The sequence below is a fragment of the Micromonospora sp. WMMC273 genome (assembly GCF_027460285.1).
Classification (GTDB): domain Bacteria; phylum Actinomycetota; class Actinomycetes; order Mycobacteriales; family Micromonosporaceae; genus Micromonospora; species Micromonospora aurantiaca.
The window spans coordinates 1-24,501 of the sequence record NZ_JAPZBE010000001.1 but is presented as its reverse complement, the minus strand read 5'-3'; the positions used below and the strand labels follow the sequence as shown (position 1 = coordinate 24,501).

29 protein-coding genes and 1 pseudogene are annotated in these 24,501 nt (G+C 68.7%); 23 read left to right on the top strand and 7 right to left on the bottom strand.

Features of this window, described 5'->3' with window-relative positions; all coding sequences use genetic code 11:
• Positions 1-21: 21 nt before the first annotated feature.
• The 4 genes from O7611_RS00145 to ssd are packed head-to-tail and all read right to left on the bottom strand — an operon-like array spanning position 22 to position 3,960.
• Positions 22-750 (bottom strand): type II secretion system F family protein, encoded by a 729-nt coding sequence (locus O7611_RS00145; RefSeq protein WP_269695951.1) that lies wholly within the window; start codon positions 748-750, stop codon positions 22-24.
• Positions 750-1,652, bottom strand: coding sequence for a hypothetical protein (locus O7611_RS00140; protein WP_269695950.1), 903 nt, complete (start codon positions 1,650-1,652; stop codon positions 750-752). The genes O7611_RS00145 and O7611_RS00140 overlap by 1 nt, the downstream gene beginning before the upstream one ends.
• Positions 1,649-2,860 carry a TadA family conjugal transfer-associated ATPase gene (locus tag O7611_RS00135; RefSeq protein WP_194798946.1) on the bottom strand — a complete coding sequence of 404 codons (1,212 nt, stop codon included), beginning with the start codon at positions 2,858-2,860 and terminating at the stop codon, positions 1,649-1,651. The genes O7611_RS00140 and O7611_RS00135 overlap by 4 nt, the downstream gene beginning before the upstream one ends.
• Entirely contained in the window at positions 2,857-3,960 is a 1,104-nt protein-coding gene (ssd, locus tag O7611_RS00130; protein WP_194798947.1) for a septum site-determining protein Ssd, read from the bottom strand. Before ssd ends, O7611_RS00135 begins: the two co-directional genes overlap by 4 nt.
• Before the next feature lie 247 nt (positions 3,961-4,207).
• On the opposite strand from ssd, the gene O7611_RS00125 reads away from it, so the two are divergent.
• From O7611_RS00125 to O7611_RS00110, 4 genes are all read left to right on the top strand, one after another.
• Positions 4,208-4,903, top strand: a complete 696-nt coding sequence (locus O7611_RS00125; protein ID WP_269695948.1) for a VHL beta domain-containing protein — start codon at positions 4,208-4,210, stop codon at positions 4,901-4,903.
• 42 nt (positions 4,904-4,945) lie between these two features.
• A complete protein-coding gene (locus O7611_RS00120) occupies positions 4,946-5,911 on the top strand; it encodes a phosphotransferase enzyme family protein (protein ID WP_269695947.1) in 966 nt (321 codons plus the stop codon).
• Between the two features lie 461 nt (positions 5,912-6,372).
• Positions 6,373-6,555: a hypothetical protein gene (locus O7611_RS00115; RefSeq protein WP_269695946.1), complete on the top strand. Its 183-nt coding sequence runs from the start codon at positions 6,373-6,375 to the stop codon at positions 6,553-6,555.
• A 193-nt stretch (positions 6,556-6,748) separates the two neighbouring features.
• Positions 6,749-8,122 (top strand): pentapeptide repeat-containing protein, encoded by a 1,374-nt coding sequence (locus tag O7611_RS00110; protein WP_269695945.1) that lies wholly within the window; start codon positions 6,749-6,751, stop codon positions 8,120-8,122.
• 216 nt (positions 8,123-8,338) lie between these two features.
• On the opposite strand, the gene O7611_RS00105 is transcribed toward O7611_RS00110, so the two are convergent.
• Positions 8,339-8,803 (bottom strand): very short patch repair endonuclease, encoded by a 465-nt coding sequence (locus O7611_RS00105; protein ID WP_269695944.1) that lies wholly within the window; start codon positions 8,801-8,803, stop codon positions 8,339-8,341.
• A gap of 62 nt (positions 8,804-8,865) precedes the next feature.
• Between O7611_RS00105 and O7611_RS00100 the strand changes: the two genes are divergently transcribed.
• From O7611_RS00100 to O7611_RS00090, 3 genes are all read left to right on the top strand, one after another.
• A complete protein-coding gene (locus O7611_RS00100; protein WP_269695942.1) occupies positions 8,866-9,963 on the top strand; it encodes a DNA cytosine methyltransferase in 1,098 nt (365 codons plus the stop codon).
• Between the two features lie 60 nt (positions 9,964-10,023).
• Complete coding sequence (locus O7611_RS00095; protein WP_269695941.1) at positions 10,024-11,112, top strand: NaeI family type II restriction endonuclease; 1,089 nt, start codon at positions 10,024-10,026, stop codon at positions 11,110-11,112.
• 406 nt (positions 11,113-11,518) lie between these two features.
• The gene (locus tag O7611_RS00090; protein WP_269695940.1) at positions 11,519-13,399 is read left to right on the top strand and encodes an ATP-binding protein; all 1,881 of its coding nucleotides are present in this window, start codon (positions 11,519-11,521) and stop codon (positions 13,397-13,399) included.
• A 754-nt stretch (positions 13,400-14,153) separates the two neighbouring features.
• On the opposite strand, the gene O7611_RS00085 is transcribed toward O7611_RS00090, so the two are convergent.
• Positions 14,154-14,405: a hypothetical protein gene (locus O7611_RS00085; protein ID WP_269695939.1), complete on the bottom strand. Its 252-nt coding sequence runs from the start codon at positions 14,403-14,405 to the stop codon at positions 14,154-14,156.
• Between the two features lie 100 nt (positions 14,406-14,505).
• Here O7611_RS00085 and O7611_RS31965 point away from each other — a divergent pair, with 100 nt between their 5' ends.
• Positions 14,506-14,757: a helix-turn-helix transcriptional regulator gene (locus O7611_RS31965; RefSeq protein ID WP_194802123.1), complete on the top strand. Its 252-nt coding sequence runs from the start codon at positions 14,506-14,508 to the stop codon at positions 14,755-14,757.
• Here the strand turns inward: O7611_RS31965 and O7611_RS00080 are convergent.
• Positions 14,744-15,988, bottom strand: coding sequence for an XRE family transcriptional regulator (locus O7611_RS00080; RefSeq protein WP_228532556.1), 1,245 nt, complete (start codon positions 15,986-15,988; stop codon positions 14,744-14,746). The two genes, O7611_RS31965 and O7611_RS00080, sit on opposite strands and share 14 nt — an antisense overlap.
• A 220-nt stretch (positions 15,989-16,208) precedes the next feature.
• Here O7611_RS00080 and O7611_RS00075 point away from each other — a divergent pair, with 220 nt between their 5' ends.
• The 15 genes and pseudogenes from O7611_RS00075 to O7611_RS00005 form a co-directional block, all read left to right on the top strand.
• Positions 16,209-16,529 carry a hypothetical protein gene (locus O7611_RS00075; RefSeq protein WP_030500671.1) on the top strand — a complete coding sequence of 107 codons (321 nt, stop codon included), beginning with the start codon at positions 16,209-16,211 and terminating at the stop codon, positions 16,527-16,529.
• Positions 16,530-16,775: 246 nt separating this feature from the next.
• Positions 16,776-17,204, top strand: coding sequence for a DUF3307 domain-containing protein (locus O7611_RS00070; protein WP_269695938.1), 429 nt, complete (start codon positions 16,776-16,778; stop codon positions 17,202-17,204).
• A 34-nt stretch (positions 17,205-17,238) separates the two neighbouring features.
• Entirely contained in the window at positions 17,239-17,424 is a 186-nt protein-coding gene (locus tag O7611_RS00065) for a hypothetical protein (RefSeq protein ID WP_194802121.1), read from the top strand.
• A 106-nt stretch (positions 17,425-17,530) separates the two neighbouring features.
• A complete protein-coding gene (locus O7611_RS00060) occupies positions 17,531-18,472 on the top strand; it encodes a hypothetical protein (protein ID WP_269695936.1) in 942 nt (313 codons plus the stop codon).
• Positions 18,473-18,557: 85 nt separating this feature from the next.
• Positions 18,558-19,430: an FtsK/SpoIIIE domain-containing protein gene (locus tag O7611_RS00055; RefSeq protein WP_269695935.1), complete on the top strand. Its 873-nt coding sequence runs from the start codon at positions 18,558-18,560 to the stop codon at positions 19,428-19,430.
• On the top strand, positions 19,427-19,636 hold the full coding sequence (locus O7611_RS00050) for a hypothetical protein (RefSeq protein WP_269695934.1): 210 nt from the start codon (positions 19,427-19,429) through the stop codon (positions 19,634-19,636). Before O7611_RS00055 ends, O7611_RS00050 begins: the two co-directional genes overlap by 4 nt.
• Positions 19,637-19,719: 83 nt before the next feature.
• Positions 19,720-20,160, top strand: coding sequence for a DUF6197 family protein (locus O7611_RS00045; RefSeq protein WP_269695933.1), 441 nt, complete (start codon positions 19,720-19,722; stop codon positions 20,158-20,160).
• Positions 20,157-20,456 (top strand): hypothetical protein, encoded by a 300-nt coding sequence (locus O7611_RS00040; protein WP_269695932.1) that lies wholly within the window; start codon positions 20,157-20,159, stop codon positions 20,454-20,456. Before O7611_RS00045 ends, O7611_RS00040 begins: the two co-directional genes overlap by 4 nt.
• A complete protein-coding gene (locus O7611_RS00035; RefSeq protein WP_269695931.1) occupies positions 20,453-20,800 on the top strand; it encodes an RRQRL motif-containing zinc-binding protein in 348 nt (115 codons plus the stop codon). Before O7611_RS00040 ends, O7611_RS00035 begins: the two co-directional genes overlap by 4 nt.
• Positions 20,800-21,090 carry a hypothetical protein gene (locus O7611_RS00030; protein WP_269695930.1) on the top strand — a complete coding sequence of 97 codons (291 nt, stop codon included), beginning with the start codon at positions 20,800-20,802 and terminating at the stop codon, positions 21,088-21,090. Before O7611_RS00035 ends, O7611_RS00030 begins: the two co-directional genes overlap by 1 nt.
• Positions 21,080-21,808 (top strand): hypothetical protein, encoded by a 729-nt coding sequence (locus O7611_RS00025; protein WP_269695929.1) that lies wholly within the window; start codon positions 21,080-21,082, stop codon positions 21,806-21,808. The genes O7611_RS00030 and O7611_RS00025 overlap by 11 nt, the downstream gene beginning before the upstream one ends.
• Positions 21,805-22,071: a hypothetical protein gene (locus O7611_RS00020; RefSeq protein WP_269695928.1), complete on the top strand. Its 267-nt coding sequence runs from the start codon at positions 21,805-21,807 to the stop codon at positions 22,069-22,071. The genes O7611_RS00025 and O7611_RS00020 overlap by 4 nt, the downstream gene beginning before the upstream one ends.
• A complete protein-coding gene (locus O7611_RS00015) occupies positions 22,071-23,855 on the top strand; it encodes a replication initiator (protein WP_269695927.1) in 1,785 nt (594 codons plus the stop codon). Before O7611_RS00020 ends, O7611_RS00015 begins: the two co-directional genes overlap by 1 nt.
• Positions 23,856-23,883: 28 nt before the next feature.
• Complete coding sequence (locus tag O7611_RS00010) at positions 23,884-24,156, top strand: helix-turn-helix domain-containing protein (RefSeq protein WP_269695925.1); 273 nt, start codon at positions 23,884-23,886, stop codon at positions 24,154-24,156.
• Positions 24,156-24,501: pseudogene (locus O7611_RS00005) on the top strand (site-specific integrase); the annotation flags it as partial. The gene O7611_RS00010 and the pseudogene O7611_RS00005, both read left to right, overlap by 1 nt.

Here is a 24,501-nt window from a genome sequence, read left to right as displayed (position 1 = left end):
CGTACGTCCCTTCTCGATGGTTCACAGCACGTCGCCGAGAACGGCGACGATCACCGGCACCAGACCGGCGAGAATGAAGGCGGGCAGGAAGCACAGCCCGAGCGGCAGCACGATGAGCACACCCGCGCGACGGGCCGCCGCCTCGGCCGCGGTCGACCGTTCGGCACGCAGTTCGTCGGCCAGCCGGGTCAGCGCGCGGGCCAGGGCGGCGCCGCTGTTCGACGAGCGGACGGCCGCCGCGACCACGGGTTCGGCACCGGCGACGCCGTCCAGGTGCGCCCACGCCTCGCCGGGGCCGCCACCGAGCCGGACCGTCCGGCCCACCCGGCCGAGCCGGTCCGCGAGTGGCCCGCCGAGCGCCTCCGCGACGGCCAGCACCGAGCGGTCGACCGGCGCGCCCGCCCGCAGCGCGGCGGCCAGCAGGTCAGCGGCCAGCGGCAGGTCGGCGGTCTCCCGCAGTCGCCGTTCCCGGGCAGCGCGCGGCTCGATCCGGCGCAGCAGACGGTCGGCGACGACACCGGCCAGCAGCCCGAGGACCACGCCCGTCACCCCGCCGACGACCACGGCCACGGCTACCCCGGCCAGCGCTGCGCCGAGGCGTACCCGATCCGGCCACCACGCCGGGCGAGTCGGCGGCGGTGCCGGGGCGAGCCGGCGCAGCCGCCGTACCGGGCGGACGACCGGACCGGCGACGACCAGGAACGACGCGGCGCCGCCGAGGCAGACGGCGGCCAGCACCTGGCGCGACATCAGGCGGCCCGCCCGGGCGTGACGCCGAGCCGCTCGGCCCAGAGCAAACCGCCGACCTGCAACACGACCGCCGCCACCGCGCTACCCGCACCCACCGGCGTGTGCAGGAGCACCGCCACCGGATCCACCCCGATGCCGTAGCCGAGCCCGATCCCGCCGAGCGGCAACGCGGCGAGCAGCCAGGCGGTCGCCCGCGCCCCTGCGGCCTGGGCGGCGGCAGCGGCAAGTCCCCGGTCGGCGGCGCGGGCGTCCGCCTCGATCCGTTCCAGCAGATCGGCCAGCGGCGCGCCGGTCCGGTCAGCCAGCCTTCCGGCGGCTCGGGCCAGCCGCGCGACGCGTCCCGGGCCGTCGTCGACACTGCCGTCGGCGGGTAGCCCGGCCCGCAGGTCGGCGGCGACGGCGGCGAGCCGGTCGAGATCGCGGCGGTGCGCGAGGGCGGCCGTCCGGTGGGTACGCCGGCGCAGCACCGCCCGGGCCCCGAGCACCCCATAGGCGGCGAGCACCACGGCTGCCACCGGGCCACCGAGCAGCGCCCCGGCCACGGCGCCACACAGCGCCGCCACCGGCAGCACACGTCCGGCGGAGAGCGCCGGAGCAGGAGACGATGCCGCAGAGGGTGGCACCGGAACCGGCACGAGCTCGGTCCACCGCCGTATCTGATGCCCGGGGCGACGCCGATCCCGGCCCCGGCCGGGCGGACGGGGGAACGCCTTCGGCCCGGAGTCGAGCGGCCGACGTGGCGGGTCCGGCGGTGCTGCACGCGCGCCCTTCGCCCGCTCGGCCGGGGTGCCCGCCTCGCCCAGGACCGCCAGCCGCCGGGCGCGACCGGCCCGCACCGGCCAGGCGACAGCCACCGCCGCGGCGGCCAGGAGCAGCACCGCAAGCCAGAGGTGGCCGGTCACGACGGTTCCGCCGGGGTGGGCCACGCCGCCTGGAGCATCGGCGGCACCGGCGTTCCCCGCTCGCGCACCAGGTCGGCGAGCGCCCGCGCCGCCGGACCGAGACCTCTGCCTCGCACCCAGGCCGGCACCACTCTCACCACCCGGTCGGGCCCGTCGGGCAGCAGCAGGCCGATGGAGTCCAGGACGCGTCCCTCGCCGGTGCGGCGGAGCTGCAGAACGACCTGCAACGCGGCAGCGACCTGGGCGTGCAGCGCGAGCCGGGGCAGGCCGCCGAGCATCCCCAGCGCCTCCAGCCGGGCCGGAACGTCGGCCGGCGCGTTCGCGTGCAGCGTCCCCGCCCCGCCGTCGTGGCCGGTGTTCAACGCGGCCAGCAGGTCGACCACCTCGGCGCCCCGGCACTCGCCCACCACCAGCCGGTCCGGCCGCATCCGCAGCGCCTGCCGGACCAGGTCACCGAGCCCGACGGCACCGGCGCCCTCCACGTTCGCCGTCCGCGCCTGCAGGCCGATCACGTGCGGGTGCACCGGACGCAGCTCGGCGGCGTCCTCCACCAGCACGATCCGCTCGGTGCCGGGCACCAGCCCGAGCAGCGTGTTCAGCAGCGTCGTCTTGCCGGATCCGGTGCCGCCGCTGACCAGGTACGCGAGGCGGGCCGCCACGAGCGCGGCGAGCAGTGGCGCGACCGGCCGGGGCACCGTGCCCCGCTCGACGAGTTCGTCAAGGGTGAACGGCCGCTGCCGGAAGGTACGAAGCGACAGGTAGGGCCCGTCGGTCGCCACCGGAGGCAGCACCGCGTGCAGGCGGGTGCCGTCGGGCAGGCGCGCGTCGGCGTACGGGGAGGCGTCGTCGAGCCGCCGACCGGCCGCCGAGGTGAGGCGCTGCGCCAACCGGCGTACGTCGTCGAGCGTGCCCAACGGCACGGCGACCTGCTGAAGGCCCCGTCCCCTGTCGACCCAGACCCGCACCCCGTTCACCAGTACGTCGGTGACCTGCGGGTCGGCGAGCAGCGGTGCCAGTGGACCGGCGCCGACCAGGTCGTCGTGCACCCGGTCGGCGATCCGCAGCAGCGTGGTGTCGCCGAGCACCGCCGTCGCCGGTTCGGCGCGTACCGCGGAGACGATCGCCGCGGGCGTGACCGGGGTGGCCTCGGCGGCGAACCGGTGCCGGACCCGCGCGGCCAGTTCCCCCTGGTCGGCGAGCGCGGTCACGCCGCACCCGCTGCGGACGGCCCGACCATCTCGTCCACGAGCCGCTGGCACAGCACGGCGAGCGGCCCCTTCCCGCTCGCGCCCGGCGCCTCGCCCCGCTCCAGCCCACGGCACAGCCCGGGCTCGGGTCGCAGCGTGCCGGCGAGCGGCAGCCCCAGCGCCCGGGACACCTCGGCCGCGCGCAGCCGTCCGGGCGCTGGACCGCGCACGACGACCGACAGGTCGACGCAGTGCGGCGCGGCGACGGCGGCGACCCGGGCCGCGGCGGCTGCCGCCCGCAGCTCGGCCGGTACGACGAGCAGAGCCCGGTCGGCGGCCTGGAGCGCGATCACCGCCGCGTCGTCGAGGTGCCGGGGCAGGTCGAGCACGACCAGGTCCCGCCCCCGTCGGCCGGCGTCGACGGTGGCGGCCATCGCCTCGGCCGGCAGGTGCCGCAGGTCGCCCCGGTCCCAGGAGAGCACCACCAGGTCACCCCGGCTGGGCAGCGCACGGATCAGCGACGGCGGGTCGACCCGCCCGTCCGTGCCGGCCAGCTCGGGCCAGCGCAACCCGTCGAGCTGCTCCCAGCCGAGCACCAGGTCGAGACCACCGCCGAGCGGGTCGGCGTCGACGAGCAGCGTGCGGAGCCGGGACCGGGCCGCGCTGACGGCGAGCCCACCTGCCAGCACGCTGGCTCCGGCGCCGCCCCGGCCGCCGAGGACGGCCACCACCCGGCCCTGACCCGGGCCCGCCGGACCGGCCACGCACTCGGCGAACCGGTCGACCAGCCAGGGCTCGGCCGCCGGCAACGTCGCGACGTGCTCCGCGCCGACGAGTTCGGCCAACTCCGTACCCGGATCGAGCTCTCCGGAGCGACCGACCAGGACCGTGCGGGCGCGGCGGGGCAGGCGCGCCCGCAGGCAGGCCGCCGCCTGGTCGGCGCCGATGAGCACCAGCGGCGCCGGCGCCCAGCGGGCCCGGGCGGCGGCCGGGTCGGCCGCCAGCTCGACCTCGGTGCCGCCAGCCGCCGCGAGTCGCAACAGCTCGTCGAGAAGGTCGCCGTCGGAGGTGACGAGCAGGGGCAGGCGACGGTACGGCGGGAGCGGGGTACGGGGCGGCATGGCGGCCTCCATCAGTCGAACTCGGACGTGCCGGGGTGCAGCCTGCCCGGCCGGAGGAGGCGAGATCGGTGCCCTGTGGACAACGGAGGGCGTTGTGGACAGACCTCGGTGGACCGGTTGATCTGCTATGCGCCGGAGACGGAGACAACGAGTGGCCCGCCGGCCATTGACGACGGGGACGATCAATAACGGATAATCGGGGCCCCTCGCCGCTCGATGAACGGCACCGGCTTGCGGAGTCGAGGCCATGACCGATTCACCGCACCCCCTCACGCCCCCCTCGGTACGACCCCACTCACGGTCCGCCCCCACGGCCGGCAACGAGATCTGGCTCCGCGATCCGTCGCCGACACTGCTCACCGCCGTCGCCATCGGACTCGTGGTCGTGGTGCTGGCGAGCATCGTCAGCGTCTTCGCCACACCCCGTCGCCCCGACCTCCCGCCGCCGCTCGAAGGCCAGGCGATCCTGGCGTCCCCGACGAGGGCGGGGTCGGTGACGGAGACGCCCGCCGAGTCCTACGCGCCGCCGTCGGTGTCGTTCTCCAGCCGTGCCGTGGCGCCCAGCCGCACCGCCGCACCGACCCGCCGCCCCACCCCGGGCAGCCGGCCGACCTCGTCGAAGCCCACGCCTCCCCGGCCGAAGCCGCCGATGGTCGGGCCCGGGGAGCTGGCCCCGCTGCCGGCCTCACGCGAGTCGCGGCTGCGCTCGCACGGCGGTGGTCCGTCGACCTTCATCGACTTCGTCAACGCCCGGGAGTCGACAGTCGTGGTCCACTGGATCAACTACGACGGCCGTCGACAGCAGTACGCGGTTCTGCGCCCCGGGCAGTCCTACCGGGAGCAGACGTACGTCGGTCATCCGTGGGTCGTGACCGACGAGCGGGGCCGAGGCCTGGTGTGCTTCGAGCCGGACCGGCGGACGCTGCGCGCGGTGATCCGGTAACTCCCTTGCCGGGCCCGACCGGCGGCTGCGACGCTCCGCCGGGTGATCGACAAGCCGGACATCGACGAGCGGACGCTGGCGGCCGAGGTCGCCGCCGCCTGGCCGGTGGACGTCGTCGACCTGGTGTTCATGCCGGTCGGACTCGACGGGCAGGCGTGGGCGTACCGGGTGGAGACGTCCGACGGCGGGCGCTACTTCCTGAAGGTGCGGCGGGGTGACTTCACGCCGGCCGCCGTCCTGCTGCCCGGCTTACTCCGGGCGCAGGGCCTTCGGCAGGTGGTCGCGCCGCTGGACCGTCCCGACGATGGCGCCGGGCGCGGGTTCGGGGACTATCGGCTACTGCTCTACCCGTTCCACGACGGCGGCAGCCTGTGGGGGCGCGGCCTCACCGACCGCCAGTGGATCGAGTACGGCGAGTTCCTGGGCCGGCTGCACCGGGTCACGCCGAGCGCAGAGGTCGCCGCCGTCCTGCCGGCCGAGACGTACCGGTCGAGCGCGGCCGAGCGGTTGCGCACCCTCGGCGGGCAGGCCGCGACGAGCGAGGTTCTGGGCGCCTTCTGGGCGCGGCACGGCGCCGCGCTGCACCGGTTGGCGGAGACCGTCGACGACCTGGCGTCGCGCGTGGCGCCAGGGCAGCACGTCATCTGCCACGCGGACATCCATCCGGGCAACCTGATCGCCGACGGCGACGGGCCGCTGCACGTCGTGGACTGGGACGCGCCGATCCTCGCGCCGCGCGAGCGGGATCTGATGTTCGTCTACAGCGCCGACTTCGGCGACCACCCGATCAACGGGCGCCGGGCCGAACTCTTCCGCGAGGGCTACGGACCGCTGGAGCCGGACCCGGTCCTGCTGCGTTACTACCGCAGCGAGCGGCACCTCGACGACGTCGCGGCGTTTCTGGGCAGCATCCTCGATCCGGAGGCCAGTACGGAGTCCCGGGCCAACGATCTGCACTGGCTCACCCGCATCGCCGAGGCGGTCGCCGGCCCCGGGTACGCGCCCTGATCTCACTGCGGACGCAAAGGGACGACCCCCGTCGGGGGGATGCGGCCTCAAGCTGTCAGCCGGTAGTAGCTGGTGGCGGGCCGCGTCGGCAAGCAGGTGCCGGACGCCGGCGGTTCGCGTTAAGGGTCGACCCCTGCCGACGTTCGTGCTGCCTTCTCGCTGCTTCGCTGCCTGACGCCTCACCTACAGGTTCTCTGCTCCCTGTCCGTGCATGTCCGGCAACAGATGTCCTCTCGGATTTCCGTCGCCGCTAAGGCTCGTCAGTGGCCTGTCGTCTGGTGGCGTTGCTGTCGACAGTCATGCTGCTGACGACCTGGGGCCGCATCGCGCTTGGGGAAAGCACCCTCACCACGCTGCTAAACCGCCACGGGCTATGGCCGCTAGACCCAGGCCCACTGCGGTCGAGGGCAGTCGATATGGTGCCGCACAGTAAACGAGCTCCATGTCTCGGGAGGTGCCGGATGAGCGAAGCGGGGAAGAAGAAGCCCTCGCCGCTGCGCGGGCTCCTGGTCGTCCTCGTCGTCCTCCTGATCATCCCCGGCACCCGCCATATGGTGATCGACTTGGCGATCAATGTCGGCTGGCTGATCCTGGCCCTCGTTATCCTCGTCGTTGTCGTGGCCGCCATGGTCAAACCTCGGTAGAGGCTCTGCCACCCAGGGTCCGTCCGTCAGGGATGCGAAACCCGGAACCTCCGGTGGCCGATGGATCATCTCAAATCGGACGGATCGGCATCCTGGCCTGCACGAGGTATCTCGTTGCCTTACAGCCTGGCTATTGGCCACGATCTGACACATCGAGGCCTGGGGACGTGCCCGTGCGCTACAAATACGAGCTGTGGACCATCTGCCCACCGATAAAGCCTCCCTCCCACCCGCGACCGTGGCGATCTCGCCTGCGTCGGTTGCCGACTCTGACGTTCCGGAGCTAAGGCAGTGGCACATCGGCTGGGCAATTGGGGTCGCGGTCGTTGCTGCTGTGCTGGCCGTCGCCGGGCTAATCGTTGCTGCTCTCTGGTACGCGGGTTACCCGTCGTTCAGTCGGGACGGCGCAGTAACCGCGGGGACCCTGTTCGAGCTTTTTAAGCTCGCCTTCGCTATGGTAGCGGGAGTAGGCGGTGTGGTGGCCCTGGTTGTTGCCTATAGGCGGCAGCGCGTGGCGGAGCACACGAACAAACTGGCCGAGCTTGCCCACAAACTCGCTCAAACAGCAGATGTCCGCGCGGAAGTGAGCAAGGCGCTCTCGCAGGCGGCCGACGAGCGCGCAAAGATCGAGACCGACCGGAACGGTGTCCGGTTGTTTAACGAGCGGTTTGCCAAAGCCTCCGAGCAGCTCGGTTCGGAAAAGCCAGCAGTACGTCTCGCCGGCGTGTATGCGATGGCTGGGTTAGCAGACGACTGGCAAGATGGCCGGCAAACGTGCATTGATGTGCTATGTGCTTACCTTCGGATGCCCTATACCCCTCCTGAGGACGAAGGATGGCAGCCGTCAAACGGAGTGGATTCAGGCGACTACGTACTGCCGAGAGAGTTCAGTCAAGACGTCCTCTCCGCTCGACAAGAGCGCCAGGTACGCCACACGGTGATCCGCCTCATCGGTGCTCACCTACGCCTTGAGGTTGAGAACCCGGCGTCCTGGTCTGGCCATGACTTCGACTTCACCGGCGCCGTCCTCGACGGCGGCGACCTAAGTGCAGCCAGATTCACCGGCGGGCGGGTGTCGTTTGACCGAGCGGAATTCAGCGGCGGGGTCGAGGTTTCTTTCGCTGAAGCGAGCTTCAGCGGCGCAAACGTTTCCTTTGTAGGGGCTAAGTTCTGCGGCGCAGAGGTGCTCTTCACCCGTGCCGCGTTCGCCGGGGGGCAGGTCTGGTTTCAGGACGCTGAGTTCACTAAAGGGCTTGTGGTCTTCGACAGTGCGGCGTTCACCGGCAGTCGGGTCTTCTTCGGCCGATCTACATTCGCTGGCAGCCATGTAATATTCATCGGAGCAGGTTTCGCAGGGGGATGGATCTCGTTCTGGGCAGCCAAGTTCCGGGGCGGGAGTCTCCGGTTTGAGAGCGCCGTCTTCGATGGCGCTGACGTGCGGTTCGATGCCGTGGCGTTCGAGGGGGCGGATGTGTCCTTTGCAGGCGCGGACCTCCAGGTACCGCCGGCGTTCGACCCCTGGCCGGCTGACGATCCTCCCACCGGTCTCGTCATGCCACATCCTTAACAACGGGCCTCGACGGGGACGGAGACGACCGGTGACCTGCCGCGGCGCGCCCATGGAAGGGCCCGTCGGCGGGGAGATGGTGTCAAGCTGTCGCGTGATGTCCGGCGGTGGCAGCCAGTAGCGGCGAGCAGGCGTCGGAGGCTACTGGTTCGCGTCCGGGCTCGACCCGCGTCGACGCTTGTGCTGCCTTGCGCCTCAGCGTCAAGTCTTCGGACGTTAATGCGCTCGGTCAGGCGCTTGTCGTTGCTGGTTTGGCGGAGTGCCACGCAACGCACGTACTGTGCTGGCGATCCGGCTGGCAGCTTGATCAGACGGTTCATGCTCCCAGACCCTGATGACGGTCCAGCCCGCAGCTTCGAGGACTGCGTTCGTCTCAACGTCTCGTCGACGGTTGGTAGCTACCTTCTCCGCCCAGAACTCTGCGTTGGTCTTGGCAACCGTGTGATGTTCGGGACAGCCATGCCAGAAGCATCCGTCGAGGAACACGGCGAGCCGGAGCCGAGGAAAGACCAAGTCCGCCGTCCGGCGAACCGCCCGGATGGGGCGTCTGCCTACGTAGAAGCGAAGTCCAAGGGCATGCACGGCCCGCCGTAGACGCACTTCAGGCTGGGTATCACGCCCCGTGTTCGCCTGCATACATTTTCGTACCGCTGGCGACGACGCCCAGGATTGATCAGACATTTGTTCTATTCCACCGGTGCGGCTAGGGGATACTCACGTGTGCGGAGGCTAGTATGTCGCGGATGAGCGACAGTCCCAGCATGATCGATCTCTTCGCGGGATGCGGCGGCATGACCGTCGGCTTCCACGCGGAGGGTTACCGTCCCGCGCTCGCCGTCGAATGGGACCTGGCGGCTGCCGCCACGTACGCGGCCAACTTCGGAGAGTCACACACTCACTGGGGAGACATCGCTGAGGTCACGGAGGAGAGGATCCCGCAGGCCGACGTGATCATCGGCGGACCTCCGTGCCAGGGCTTCTCAAACCTGGGCAGCAAGGACGTGGACGATCCTCGGAACAAGCTCTGGAAGGAATACCTGCGGTTCGTAGTGACGGCTCGACCACAGGTCTTCGTCATCGAGAATGTCGAGCGGTTTTCAAAAAGCAGCGAGTTCCAGCTTCTGCTCGACGAGGCCGACCACGGCATCATCAAGGAGTACCAACTCACCCCCGGGGTCCTGCTCGCCGCGGACTACGGTGTAGCGCAACGTCGTCCACGCACCATCGTGATCGGCTCGCGAGTCGGTAAGATCCCCCTCCCGTCACCGACCCATGCGAAGGCCCCGATGAACGGACTGAAGCCGTGGGAGACGGTGCGCAGCCGCATCGCAGGGCTGGACGAACGGCCGGCCACGACAGAACTGCCGCAGACGATGACGGAGTACTTCGGCCAACGCATCCGCGGGGTCTTCAAGGGAAGTGAGATCCACTTCGGGCGCAACCCCACACCGCTGTCCCTGGACCGGTACGACCACATCCCACCCGGTGGCGGCCGCTTCAACCTCCCTGACCATCTGCTGTCAAGATGCTGGCGGGAGAAGAAGACCGGGACGACGGACGTCATGGGACGCATGCGCTGGGATGCCCCCTCGTTGACCATCCGTACAGAGTTCTTCAAGCCGGAGAAGGGTCAGTACCTGCATCCGCAGTGGGACCCAGACGACCCCGCACGTCGGGTCAACCGCGTCATCACGCACTACGAGGCGTCCCTGTTGCAGGACTTCCCCAAGGAGTACCTGTGGTGCGGGTCGAAGACCGAGATCGCGAAGCAGATCGGCAACGCCGTCCCGTCAGGTCTCGCTGCGGCGATCGCTCGGCACATCAAGCCCTGGCTGACCTGACGCGGCAGCCAGCGAGCATGGCGCGTTGACCGAGGGAGGCATCGCCGGCAATCTCCGTGGATGCCATTTCCACAAGATCCGCTCTTCCTGGCTGAGGCAGCGGAGGAGCCGGCGACTCTCCGCACGCGCGCACGGCGGGTCCGACCGCCCCGTCCCACTACAAAGGGCCGACCGCGACCGGCTATCGGACCTGACGAGTTCGTCACCGACGCCAGGCCACCTACACGCGATGATGACCCCGAACTCTGGACCGTCCGAGATGCGCTCATGGAGCTGGATCCCGACGGCGTGCGAACCGGGTACGCCATCCGGGAGGCCCTTGATCAGATCTACGACGGCCAGCGCACCGGCCGCTGGGACTACACGCAGCTGCTGAAAACCGAGAAAACCCATATGGGCACACTCGTCGAGATTTGGCTTCAGCGAGAGTTTTGCTTCGAGGACGGCATCGATCTGGACTACCTGATTGCAGGCGCCGACGTCGACTGCAAATGGTCACTCAACCTGTACGAGTGGGAGATCCCCATTGAGATGTACAGGTACGGGCCGAAAATTGCGCTCGTCGTATGGGGAAACGACTACACGGCGCACTGGGCGGCTGGGCTGATACGCATTTCAGAGGAGGTTCTGAGAGAAAAGGGTAAGCAACGCGACGGCAAGCGCAAGCTCAATAATCGCGGTCGGGACCGCATCCTCTGGCTTCATCGAGAGGCCGAGCTTGTCAAGAACACCCTCTTGCACATACGTAACCCTGCGAAGCGAGACAGCATTGTCTATGCCGACGCCGGTCAGACGGCCGTCAACAATCTGTTCCGAGAACTCACCGGCGAGCTGGTCAACAGAGCAACGGTTCTGACCGCCGCACAGCAGGTTGACAGCGCGAAGCGGGTTCGTGACGCGCGTAAGCACCTCCGGCCCGATGGGATCGTAATCTTCGGCCACTACAACCCCCACCCGCGCATGGCGGCTGAACTGCATCTGCCGACACCAACCCTGGGCAGGTTTGTCAGCACACGAGTAGCTCCTTGGAGGACGGGCGACCCAGAGCCCCACACCGAAATCCAAGGGAGCAGATGGCGCCGAGCGCGCTCCTCAGACCCTGTAACGCCAGCTCCGCTGCTACCGCGCCAGTCGAGAGAACAGAGCTGAAGATGACCCACCAGGGAGCAGGGCGATGAAGATTCGCCCTGCTCCAACTGGACCGGCACGAGCCACCTGACTGCATCAGCTCGCCACCCCGTACGGATCGCCGCACACTCCCGTGCTTGATCCGAGACAGGCGGTGTGGCGACCCGGCGCGGCTTGGCGGTCAGCCGGGACTCCGTCCGGACAACCCGTGGCGGGCTTGTGGACACGCTCACCGATGGGCGGGCCGTGGAACAGCTCCACGTCATCGTCGCTGTCTGCTCCCTGCTCGCTGGTCAGGGGAGGCATCGTGGCGCAAGTCGGGATGACGGTATGCGATGTCATGAGACCTGTCCTCGCTCGGCACTGCGAGCCAAGGAGCAGGATGTGGGATCCTTCCTACATCTGATCGCCCTGAGCAGGAGCTAGCATGCCGCGTGAAATCCGCCCGCTAGAGACGCTGACATCAAATGACACCCAAGCATGGGTGAAGCAACGTGTTATCAACGTCATCCGGAGTTATCACAATGCGGCTGACGTCATCGCCGAGCCGATTCAAAACGCTGTTGACGAGGTCCTCTCCGCTGATGGGATCGGTGACGTCGGCCGGGTTCGGATCATTCTCGACACTGACGAAAACACGATTTCTGTGCGCGACAATGGGCGCGGCATCTCAAGTGAGAACATCGAGAAGTGGCTCGCTCCCGATGTTGGAAGTAAACGCGCCGACTTCCTCGCCGGCCTAGTTCGGGGCCATAAAGGTGTCGGCCTAACGTTTTTGGCTTATGGATTCAATCACTTCGAGCTTGAATCTCGCACCTTGGAGGGGGAACACTACCGACTCCGCCTGGAACACGGGCGCGCATGGGTGGAGAGCCCGGAAGACGGAACTCCCCCCGTGGGGCAGCTCGATGAGAACATCGCGGCGGGACGAATTGATGGCACCGGAACGATCGTAACCGTCAGCCTCAGCCCTCAAACAGAGCCTCGCAGTCTGAGGCACGCCTTTCCGACCGTCGATTACGCCGTCACGGCAATCCGGAATCAAACGGCGGCGGGCATCGTCGAGCCGCCTAACGTCATCAAGAAGCGCGAACTCGAAGTGACCCTCGAATACAAGGCGAAGTCCCAGACCACTACCGTCGTAATTCCTTCGGAATACCGCTATCCACACGACGGCCTGGCAGCAGGCATGAAGGTCCTCAACCTTGGCAAATGGCTCACTCAGAACAAGAATTCCGAACCCGGCGCCAAGGAGAAGAAGGCCTACCATGCCTGTTACTGGGTTTTCACTCCTGACGACCTTAAGGAACTGATCGGCGCAAGAACTGGTGAGCAGCTCGCGGAGCCGGAAGAGGTAGCCGCGTTCTTAACGGACCACCAGGTTCACGTGTATGCGCTCTTCTCTTACAGCGCGTCCTATCGGGACCAGCTAGGGGTTGCATGGAAGATCCCGGGGAACCGCAAGGCACTTCACTTCCCCAGTTTGCGGGTTGCAACGGACGGCATGATCTCGTCGTGGACGCGTGAGATTACCCTAACCCACCGCGGGTTCAACGTCGATCGGACCTGGCTGCTGTACAGCCTCCGAGGAATCGAACCAGACCTGGGTCGAAAAGATTTCCCGCCCAACGTACACGATTTCTTGAAGATCTCGGAGGAGGTAATCGCCAATAGAGTTGCCGAGCAAGCGAGGCCATTCCTCCGCGTCAGTCCGCCAAGAACCGCACCGACTCAGCCAGGATACGAGCCCCCTGCAGTCAAGGCGTTCAAGCGCCGAGAGAAGCCCCTGAGCCCTGGCGCCCTCCCCGAGTTCGGCGAAATTGCGCTGCAAACAGAGCCGCAGTCGGAGCAGGATGTCATCGCTTTGTACAACGAATTAGTTGGCATGGGCATTCTTCGCCACCTCCAACCCGTGTTCTTCAGTGGCTTCGACTTTTACGATTCGTACTTCGAGTACAAATCAGAATTGTCTCCCACTTCCGTGGCGGAGAGGTTGCCAGGGACGGACGAGCTTGATCCGCGCCACCGGGAAGGCGTAGCCGAATTTAAGCTGACTGCCGACAGCATCCTTGCGGATATTGTGGCCGGTGTTAAGCAGTGGACGGACATGACTTTTCTTGTCTGCTGGAAGATCGGCACCGACAAGAAAAGTGGAGGCGATGAGGTTACATTCGCCGAATGCGACAGTCCAATCGATCGAAGATACCATGGCGTAACCCACCTCGCACGCCTCCAGTCAGCTGGAGAAGCGACTGTATTTGTTATTGCCTTGGCAGATTTCCTCCGCATCATGGCCACCGAGGAATAGCGACGCAAGACCGAGTGCCGACTAAGGGACGGTCCTGTTCCAGACCGCCCTTAGTCGCGCTCTTGTAGGTTGGGACAGGAACACCTCCAAGGCCAGATGCCGCCGCCCGAATAGCTGGTCGGCGAGTTGCCGCCTACAAGTCGGTCGTCGCTTAGATGCCCAGCATCTGGCATGTCTGCGCTGCACAGCGTATTCAGCCTGCTGGCGCAATCCTTCATCCCGTGTGCCGTCGACCCGCCCTTCTGGGGAGCGGGCCGCCGCCCGGCCCGCCATGTCAAGCGGACCTTGACGCACGGTCGGGACGCTGGCGGGTCGGGCGGGGGTCTGCTCGGCTTGCCCGGGTCGATGGCAGGCGGGATGGCCTACCGCAACCGCCCACGGACCGCGACCCGCTGGCGGGCCCCGGCCATCCTGGAGCCGGAGCGCCCCCGCCGGAGGCGCCCTAACCGCAGCCCCGCGACCGCCGCCAGCTCGCCGACGCGGCCGGAGGGCGCTCCCCTACGCCGCGCGGGCTCATGGCCGCGCGGCCCGGCCGGCTGCCGCCCCAAACCCGACCCGGCCAACGGCCTGTCGTCATCCGGCGGCCCCTTGGGCTTCCCGCTTTCCGCGCCAGCCGAGGGCACTGGGCATGATCGCCCGGCCATCCCCCGGCCGGGCGATCATGACGCCCTATCGGCGGCGCGTGCGGCCCGTGGCGGGCCGCCTTGAAGACGTACAGAAACTTTGAACCACATCGCCGGCAGCCCGGCCGGCCCTACCTCGGCGGCTGCGTGGCTGCGTCGCCAGACTGCTCCCGCCACTGGCCGCCATCGGCCTGAACGAGCCGCCGCACCATCTGTCGAGCCTCGCCCTCGGTGTCGAACTCCCACCGCAGCACCCTGCCCGTCTCGGAATCACCGGCCCTGGCAACGACCTGCCACCGAACCTCTCGGGCAAGCCACACGTCACGGCGGGTCAGCCGTCCCCAAGTGCCGTTCCACCAGCGTGCGACCAGCTCCTTCGCCACACTCGCGATCGTACAGGTGTACGACTCTCGGCTTTCAAGGTCTAACTCTCACGCTCGTGCGCCTCGACTTGCCTAGTGCGCCTAATGCGAGAATGGCCGGGTGGAAGCTGGCCCCGACCTAACCGCGGAGTGGTGGACGACCTCCGACGTTGCTGCGTACCTCGGCGTCAAGGTGGCGACCGTCAGCAACTACCGGAAGCGGGGCCAGATGCCGGAGCCCGATACGACGGTCGGGCGCACTCACATGTGGCGCCCGAGGCGGGTCATCGAGTGGCACCAGAGCCGGCCTCGTCCTGGTGTTGGCGGTCGGCCTATCCAGGACGGCAACCCGGACGGAGTCAGCTCGCGCTGAGGGTCCGAACCTCGTCAAGGTAGGAGACGGCCTCAGGCTCCTTCGGGTAGCGATCCCGCAGAAGGGTCGCCAGCTCCTTGGAGCACATCAGCAGCGATGGCAGCGATTTGCGGTCGCCACTCAACGCCCTGCGGCCGTACGACACCGCCTGGTCGAGATCCCCGCTGCGCGCTGCCACGACCCCGAGTGTGATCCGGGCTTCCGCGTTGCGCATGGGCTTGCGTTCGGTCCCGTCCGGGTCCGTGGACGAACGGATGACCTCACGGGCGTACATCTCCGCGAGACGGTCCTCACCGGCGATCCGGTAGCAGTCCATCGCGTAGAAGTCGAACTTCGCTGGGTCCACCACGAAGTGATGGTCGGTGTCCTCCGGGTACGGCAACGATTCCAGCAGGGTTCGGCCCCTGTCTAGCGCTGTTTCCACCTGCCGCCTGTCGCCGAGCCGAGCCCATGCCTTAGCGCGCTGCGCCGTCAACTGGACCGCCGCGCCGTCGCGAGCTGCTATTGCCTCGCCGGCTTCGGCGGCTGCGATGACGCCTCGGTAGTCGCCTTGGGTGAGCGCATACCAGGCACGCATCTCGTAGGCCCACCCAGAGATGGCAGCATTTCCCGCTTCGTTGCCCAGCGTCAAGGCGGCCTTGCGGGTGCCCTCGGCAATGCGGCGTAGCCCCATATCGTACTCCACACAGCCAACCAGCAGCGCCACCCATCCTGCGAGACTTAGCACCTCCTGGTGCTGGGCAAGAGTCAGCCGACGATCCATCAAAGCAGTGATCCGGCGAAGCCAAGCCCGGCCCTCCACCCGAAGCTGTTCCGATTCCATGTAGGGGTATTCGCAGCAGAGCCGATCGGCAGTGATTCGGAGTGCTTCCAACGTGGCTGTCGATACATCAGAGCTGCGTAGGCGTGCCAGAATCTCGACAGTCTCCATGCCGGTGCCAGCAATCAGCGCCGCGTCAGCCTCATGAGGTGTCGCGGGCGGGAAGAATGCGGCAGTCACGGTGCCGAACGTTTTCGCAATCAGCGCCTTGTAGAAGCCGTCAGGCTCGGAGCTTCCCGCCTCCCACCGCTTCCAGTTCCGTAGCAGCGTGCTATCGGTCGGAAGCTGCTCGGCGGCGTGCACTCGCATCGCCCGGACGGCCTCTCCCTGTGACCACCCCCGGGCAGTGCGCTCAGCCCTGAGCCTGGTCGCCCAGACGGGTCGGTCGAGGTCCGCAGCCACGTCAGCCATACCGCCAGTATCGCCCCGATCGCGGGGACATGGCGAGGGGACTTGGACCTGTCACCGCAGTGACACCTGTCGTTCTACCGCAGCGAAAGAGATCGTTGTATGTGCCAGCGAAACGCCGAACCGATTCCATCAAGGGTCTGGCGTAGTACCAACTCAGTTGGTACTTTGATGGCAAGGCAGTCATCCAACAAGGGATGCGCCTAGACACAGGAGGTTTGTTGTGAAGCTGTACGTGGACACCGCGAGCAAGCAGGTCCAGGTGACGAAGGACCCGGAGCCGAAGAACGACCAGAACGGTAACCAGCGGTCGGAGAAGAACACTGGCCGGCTCATGTGGTCGACCCAGGTCTTCGTTCTCGACGAGACCGGCGGCGAGATCATCACCATCACCACGGCGGGTGAGAAGCCGAGCGTGACGGTGGGGCAGCTCGTCGCTGTCGAGCAGTTGGAGGCCATTCCGTGGGCGACCAACGGGCGCAACGGCGTCGCGTTCCGTGCCGTGTCGCTGAAGCCGAAGGCTGGCACCTCGGCGGCGAAGTAGATTCCTCGTTCCACCTGCAACTGTGTGAGCTTCTGGTGTCTGACGCGCATCGCGCGTGAAGCGGCCTGAGTCCGCTGTATCTGTTCCGATCTGGTCCGGGAGCGTTTCTGGCTCCTACTCTCCCGGCCCTGGCAACCCGTGGTTGCCGTTCTCGAAAGTGTGGCGCGGGGTCGGTACTGGCTCCTACACCTGCCGGCCCCGTCTGCCCTTCCAACCTGTCTGCCCTCAACGTAGGGAGTGGTTGTCATGCCCGTTTCCGCCATCGTGTTCGCCGTCGTCGCGGCGACCCTCTACGCCGGTCACCAGGTGGCCGATCACGTGTTCGGCCAGTCCGACAAGCAGGCCGCGCACAAGGCCGCGCCCGGCTGGCACGGCTGGAAGCACCTGCTCGGCCACGTCGTGGCCTACCACCTCGTGGTGATCGTCATGCTGACGGTCACCATCGCCGCGCTCGATCTGCCCGTCACCGCCGGCGGCATGGCTGCCGGGTTGGGCTTCTCCGCGATCAGTCACGCGTTCCTCGACCGGCGCTGGCCGGTGCGCTGGCTACTCACCCACACCGCAAGCGCCGACTTCGCCGACCGGCAGGCCCCGATCTGCGGCATGTACCTGGCCGATCAGTCCCTGCACGCGGCGTGCCTGTGGGTGTCCGCGCTGCTCATCGCCTGCCTGTAGAAACCCCATCCCTGAGAACCGGAAGGAGCCCGTCATGGGCCGCACGTACCTGTTCAGCGAGGACGCCAACGGCCGCGTCCGTGAGGTCAAGGTCGACCCGAAGCACCTCGACAAGCAGCTCCGGGAGGAACGCGCCGCCGGGCGCACCCCCACCGTCCTCGACGAGGACGAGCGCATCCGCTTCGGACAACTCACCAACGACCTGAACAACCGCCGCTGACCTGACCGGCGGACAGGAAAACGAGCGCGGGGCCGGTACTGGCTCCTACACCTGCCGACCCCGCTCTCTCCAACCCATCCAGCCCAATCACTTGGGAGGACGTGTCGTGTCCAAGTCTAGCCCTCGCCGCTCCTTCGGACGGAAGGCCAACGGCACCATCACCGTCATCGAGGCCAAGGTCCACCGGTCCTCGGCCCGCAACGCCCGGTTGGCGTTCATCCTCACGGCGGTCATCGTCGGCCTTCTGTCGGCCGTGGTGGCCGCTTCCTCCATCCACCCCATCCTCGCCGTCTTCGTCGGCGCCCTCATCGGGGTTCCCCTCGGCGGCCTGGCCTGGCTGCTCGTGCGCATCTGGCCGGTCCTGCGGCTGCTGTGGTGGTGGACCCCCGAAATCGGGATCACCACCGCCCTTGGTGCCGCCTGGGTGCATCTGGTCAACCACACCTCAACCCCGATCACCCTGCTGGTGGTCGCCCTGGTCGTCGGCGTCCCCGCCGGCCTGCCGGTGTCCCGCCGGTTCCTGGCCGCCTGGACCTGGTGCCTCGTGGTGCGGCACCGGCTGCGCGTGTGCTTCGCGCAGTTCATCATCGCCAACCAGTCCGGCAGCCTGCCGCTCATCCTCTGGGCCAAGCCCACCCCCGTCGGCGAACGGGTCTGGGTCTACCTGCGCCCCGGCCTGTCCCTGGCCGACCTGGAAGGCCGCCTCGACCGCATCGCCGTGGCCTGCCACGCCTCCACCGCGCTGATCGAGCGGGCCTCCGACCGTAACGCCGCCTACCTGCGGTTCGACATCAAACGCCGCGAGGTTCTCACCGCCCAGGTCGGTTCCCCGCTCGTCGACGTCATCGACCCCGACACCCCGGCAACCGAGCGGATCCCGGCCACCGTGCCCACCGCCCTGGACCTGCCCGACATCGACGCCCCCACCGTCACCCTGCCCACCCAGGGCAGACCGGCCGCCAAGAAGCCGCCGGCCACGACCGCCAACGGCAGCAAGCCCGCGGCTTCCACCGCCAGTGACGTCGACGACGTCTCCGACTGGATCTGACCTTCACCCAACCCGGTCGCGGAGAGCCCTGCGGGGTTCGTTCGTGTGGCTCTCCGCGCCCACACCTCGCCCAAGGAGGGCAACCATGACCACCACACCCGCCCCGACGTCGGGGGTTCCGGTGGGGCCTGGCCTGTCGATGTTCGACCCCATGTTCGTCGGCATCGACGAGTTCGGTCACCCCGTCTACATCACCCTCGCCTACCGCAACCTCCTCGCCGGCGGCGAACCCGGCGGAGGCAAGTCCGGTCTCCTCAACACCATCGCGGCTCACGCCGCGCTGTCCGTCGACAGCCGCCTGGTGCTGCTGGACGGCAAGCTCGTCGAACTCGGCCAGTGGGAGGACTGCGCCGACGCGTTCATCGGCCCCGACATCACCGCCGCCCTCGACATCCTCCGCCGCCTCCAATTGGTGATGAACAACCGCTACGCCTGGCTGCGCGCCCACGGCCGCCGCAAACTCACCGCCGCCGACGGCCTGTCCGTCATCACCGTCCTCGTCGACGAAATCGCCTACTACTCCGCCACCGTCGGCACCAAGCAAGAACAGGAAGAGTTCGTCGCTCTCCTGCGCGACCTGGTCGCCCGTGGCCGTGCCGCCGGCATCCCGGTAGTGGCCGCAACGCAGCGGCCGTCGTTCGACATCATCCCCACCTCGCTGCGGGACCTGTTCGGCTACCGGGCCGCGTTCCGCTGCACCACGCCGAACACCTCCAACATCGTGCTCGGGCACGGCTGGGCCGAGCAGGGCTACACGGCCACCGACATCGCCCCCACCAACCAGGGCGCCGCCTACCTCATCGCCGAAGGCGGCACCCCGAAGCGCATCAAGGTCGCCTACCTCACCGACGCCCAGATCGCGGGCATCGCCGACTACGCCGCCTGGATCCGCCGCCCCCGCCCGTTACCGACCCTGATCCCGGACCTGACCCGGGTGGATTTCGAGGTGGCGGCATGACCACCCGCGAACAGGCCTACGCCAAGGCCAACCAGCAGCGTGCCGCCCAGTACGTCGAGATCTGGATCGTCGCCCAACCCGGCGAGATCGCCTCAATGGTCCAGGTCGCCTCGGCCAGCGGCCGACTCGTCTACCTCGGCTCACCCCACCCGGTGGGCGGCGACGACACCCGCCAACGCCGCTACCTGCGGCTCCGCACCCGATAGCAGTCGACGGAACCGGCCTCAGCCGTGGAAAGCAGTCCGGTTCCGCCGACCTCCACCAACAGCCCCGAAAGGACGTGGCTGCCATGAAGGCTACCCAACACCCGACCACCGCAGCTCAGGTCACACCCGCTGACCTGCTGCGGATGGCTGTCCTCTACCTCCGCCGGCACGGCTGGCACCAGGGCACCTACTACGCACCCACCACCGACACCCCCACCCCGGCGGCCTGCGCCGTCGGGGCCATCGGCATGGCCTGCGCGGGACACCCGGTCAAGCACTTCTCCGACCTGCGCACCGACGACCGGCCCACCTACCTCGACGCGATCGCGGCCCTGACCGACTACCTCGACCAGCACTACCCCATCCACCTCGTCGACGACGACGGCTACTGGCTCGACGAACACACCTCCCCCTACTCCTGGAACGACGACCCGGCCTGCACCGCAGAGCACGTCATCGCCGCCCTCGAAGGCGCGGCAAAGGAATGGGATCGCCTCCACACCCAGGAAGGCGGAAACCGATGAACACCGTCAAGAAGACCTTGACACCGCATCTGCCCCGGCAGCGGCGCCGGGACGTCGTCGAGAACGACGCCTTCGCCGCCTTCGCCCGGCGCATCATCCGCGCCCACGGCCGCCGCGTCGCTGACGGCGACGTCGAAGCCCTCCGCGACCTCGTCGCCCTCTCCACCGACCTCGACCGCGCCATCACCGACGCCGTCGTCGGCCTACGCCGGTTCGGCTACTCCTGGGCCGAGATCGGTCAGCGTCTCGGCATCTCGCGGCAGGCCGCCCAGCAGCGCTGGGGAGACCGGCCGTGACCACCTTCACCTACGACCCGGCCAACCCCGCCGAGGAATTCCCCACCTACCCGTTCCGGCTCGCCCCGGACGGGCTGGCCACCCGCCGACAGTTGCGCGCCGCCGGACTCCGGCCCGGAGGGCATCACGCGGTCGCGCAGATCCTCTGGCGTCGCGGTAAGCGCGTCGCCTACCTCTACCGCCTCGACCTCGCCGCACCCAAACGCATCGCCACCCCCGCCCAGCGGGAGGCCATCGCCAAAGCCCTGCTCGCCCGACGGACCTGCCGCGACTGCGGCCAGGTCAAGCCCTACTACATCCCCCGCCGCTACGGCTGCTGCCTCGACTGCCACGGAGGCCACTGATGACCACCACCGCCGTCAACTTCGCCGCGCAGGAGCGGATGACCCCGGACGACTACGTCGTCACCGCCATCGCCCGGGACTTCGCCGCCCGAGGCGAACTGTCCTTCGAACGGTTCCTGTCCGGCTACTACGCCGAAAGCCTGCGCATCATCCACGACGCCCACCTCACCCAGTGCACCGCCGGACCCGAGCAGCACTGCCCCACCTGCAACGGCATCCGCGTCGGCCTCGCCGGACTCGCGGCCGAACAGCGTGCCGTCACCACCGGGCAGGTGCCCCATGACCACTGACCGACCCACCGGTCCGCGTATTGAGGGCCTGGTCCTGGTGCTCATCCTCATCGCCGTCGCCGGATTCGCCGGTGCCGCTTCCTTCACCCACGTCAAAGACTGGACCCTCGCCAACTCCCCGGCGGGGACGGGCGCGTGGTTCGGCTGGGCGAATGCCGTCATCTCCGAGCTGGTCCCTATCGCCTGTCTGCTGACCATCCGCCGACGCCGCCGCACCGGCGCGCCCATCGGCTACCCGCTGTTCCTGCTCATCGCCGCCGCCAGCCTCTCCCTCGCCGCACAACTCGCGGTCGCCAAACCCGGCATCTCCGGCTGGCTCCTGTCCGCCGTCCCGGCCCTGGCGTTCATGGCCCTGGTCAAACTCGTCCTCGCCCCCGCTCCGACGGGGCAGAGCAGCACTGCGCCGGCCGAACCCATCCGCGTCCAGGTGGCCGAGCAGGTCACCACGGAGCCGGTACCACCGGCCGCCATCACCCCGGCCGCCGAGCCGGAACCCGTCACCAAACCGACCATTGCGCCGGAACCCGTCTCCGCACCGGCCGAGCCGGTCGACGTCCCTGTCCCCTCTCATCTGCTGCCAATGGCCCGGTTTGCCGCCGTGCAGCACGAACAGGCCACCGGCCAACCCATCACCCCGGCCGAGCTGGCCGACCGCCTCGACGTCACCCCACCCGTCGCCGGACAACTCCTGACCACCATCAGTGGTGGTGCCCGGTGAGCATCCACACTGTCGACGTCGTGCAGCTCCTGCACACCTGCCCGGCCGAGCCGGAGCCCCACCCCTACGACATCCGCCGGACCGTCATCGACGTCATCGACGGCGGGCCCTGCCGCAACCCGGTCACCATCCGCTGCGGCGACATTGTCACGCAGATCCCGTGCCGACGGCACGAACCGACCAAGCGCCAGTGCGGTGCCTGCCGGATCATCGTCATCGAACGCACCATCACCAACCTGCACCCCGTTGGGGTGGCCGGTTGATGGCCTCGACGCTGGACCTCACCCCCCGCGCCTCCGTGGCCCGGGGGGTGGGCTCGAACGCCGATGTCCCACCCGTCTACAGCTGGACCGCTGCCGGGGCCGCGTTCGAACGCGCCACCCGACCCGACTACTACGGCTGGCTCGAACACGTCCGCGCCGCCGCCGGCTGCACGCGTCCCATCCGCCTCGCCGGGCAGATCCTGACCGTCGAGCAGGCCACCGGCCGGGTCCTGGACTCCCGGCACACCGACGCCATGCCCGACGCCGCCATCTACACCGCCTGCGGCAACCGCCGCGCCACCGTCTGCCCCGCCTGCGCCCAGACCTACCAACGCGACGCCTTCCAGCTCCTGCGGGCGGGTTTGGTCGGCGGCAAAGGCGTGCCGGAGTCCGTGGCGTCGCATCCGGCGGTGTTCGCGACGTTCACCGCGCCGTCGTTCGGCACCGTCCACGCCCGGGTCGTGAGGCGGCACACCTGCCGCAACCGACGCCGCTGCGACTGCCGCGCCGAACCCTGCCACGCCCGCCGCGACACCGGACTCTGCCCCCATGGCCGACACGCCGTCTGCTGGGCACGCCACGAAACCGGCGACACCACGCTCGGGCATCCGCTGTGCCTGGACTGCTACGACCACGACCACCAAGTCGTCTGGAACATCTTCTCCGGCGAACTCTGGCACCGCACGAAGCAAGCCGCCGAACGCTGGCTCGCGAAACTCGCCCAACGCCGCGGCGTCCCTCGCGTCGAGGTGGTCACGGCCTCCGGCAAGACGCGCAAGGTCGCCCCGGTGCGGCTGTCGCCCGGGAAGGTCGCCGAACTGCAAGCGCGGGGAGCGGTGCACTTCCACGCCATCGCCCGCCTCGACGGCGTCGACCCCACCGACCCGCAAGCGATCGTCCCCCCGCCGGCCGGGTTCACCGTCGACGACCTCATCGACGCGCTGCGCCACGCCGCCCGGCAGATCGCCTTCCACACCCCGCCCCACCCCGACCGGCCCGACGGATGGCCCATCGCCTGGGGCAACCAAGTCGACCTGGAACCGATCGCCACCGACGGCTCCGGGGAGGTCACCGATGGCATGGTCGCGGGCTACCTTGCCAAGTACGCCACCAAAAGCACCGAGGCCACCGGGCACACCTCCACCCGCCTGACCGCCGACACCATCGGCGACTACGCCGACCCCGACGGCGACCACACCGCCCGCCTCATCGACGCCTGCTGGCGCATCGGCCGACCCATCACCACCCCGGCCCCACTAGCCGACCGGCCCCGGGAACCCCGACCACGGCCCGGCTTCGTCCACCGCTGGGAATGCCCCGACTGCGGCACCCACACCCGCTACCCCGCCTGCCCCACCTGCACCGCCGCGCGTCAAGCCGCCCTTGACACCCAACCGACGAAACCAGCAACGGCCAACCCTTACACCCGGCTACGCCGATGGGCGCACATGCTCGGCTACGGCGGCCACTTCCTCACCAAAGCCCGCCGCTACTCGGTCACCTTCCGGCTCCTGCGCGACACCCGCGTCGCCTTCCGGCGCCACGAGCACCAGGACCACAACCACCCCGATGCCAGCGGACCGCCCGCCGAGCAGGTCGACGAGGACACGACGCTCATCGTCGGCACCCTCACCTTCGCCGGAGTCGGCTGGCACACCTCGGGTGACGCGCTCCTCGCCAACACCGCCGCCGCTATGGCACGCGAGCGACGAACCACCGGCCGCGAAGAACTCGCCCACGAACTCGCCACTACCTCGGCCGGTATCGCGCCGGCCGCCGCTTGATCCCGACAGACCGAGGAGGTCACCCGTCATGAGCACCACCGCCCACCCCAATCCGGTCGTCCGGCTCGTCCCTCGTACCGGGACCGTCGTCGTCGAGCCGGTCACCTACACCGTCCGCGAGGTCGCCAAGCTCCTCGGCATCTCGCTGGGCAGCACCTACGCCCTCGTCCGCGACGGCACCATCCCGGCGACCCGCCTCGGGGGCCGCTGGCTGATCCCGCGTGCCCGGTTCCACGCCTGGCTCGACGGCGTCACCGAACAGCCCGCCGCCACCGGCACCGAGCATGGCCGGAGGCGCTGATGGGTTTCGTCCGCAAGACTCCGGCCGGTACCTTCCGCGCCTGCTGGCGTGATCCTGCCGGTGGGCAGAAGTCCAAGAGCTTCCGCACGAAGCGGGAGGCCAATGCCTTCCTCGCCGAGGTCGAGGGAAGCCTCAATCGGGGCACCTATGTGAACCCGCACGCCGGTCGTACCCGTTTCGGTGACTTCGCTTCGCAGTGGCTCGCCACCCGGGCGGTCGAGGCCCGTACGACTGAGCGGACTGTCTCCATGCTTCGCACGCACGTCCTGCCGAAGTGGGGTGACTGGCCGCTCGGGAAGGTTGACTTCATGTCGGTGCAGGAGTGGGTGACCGGTCTCGGTCGGG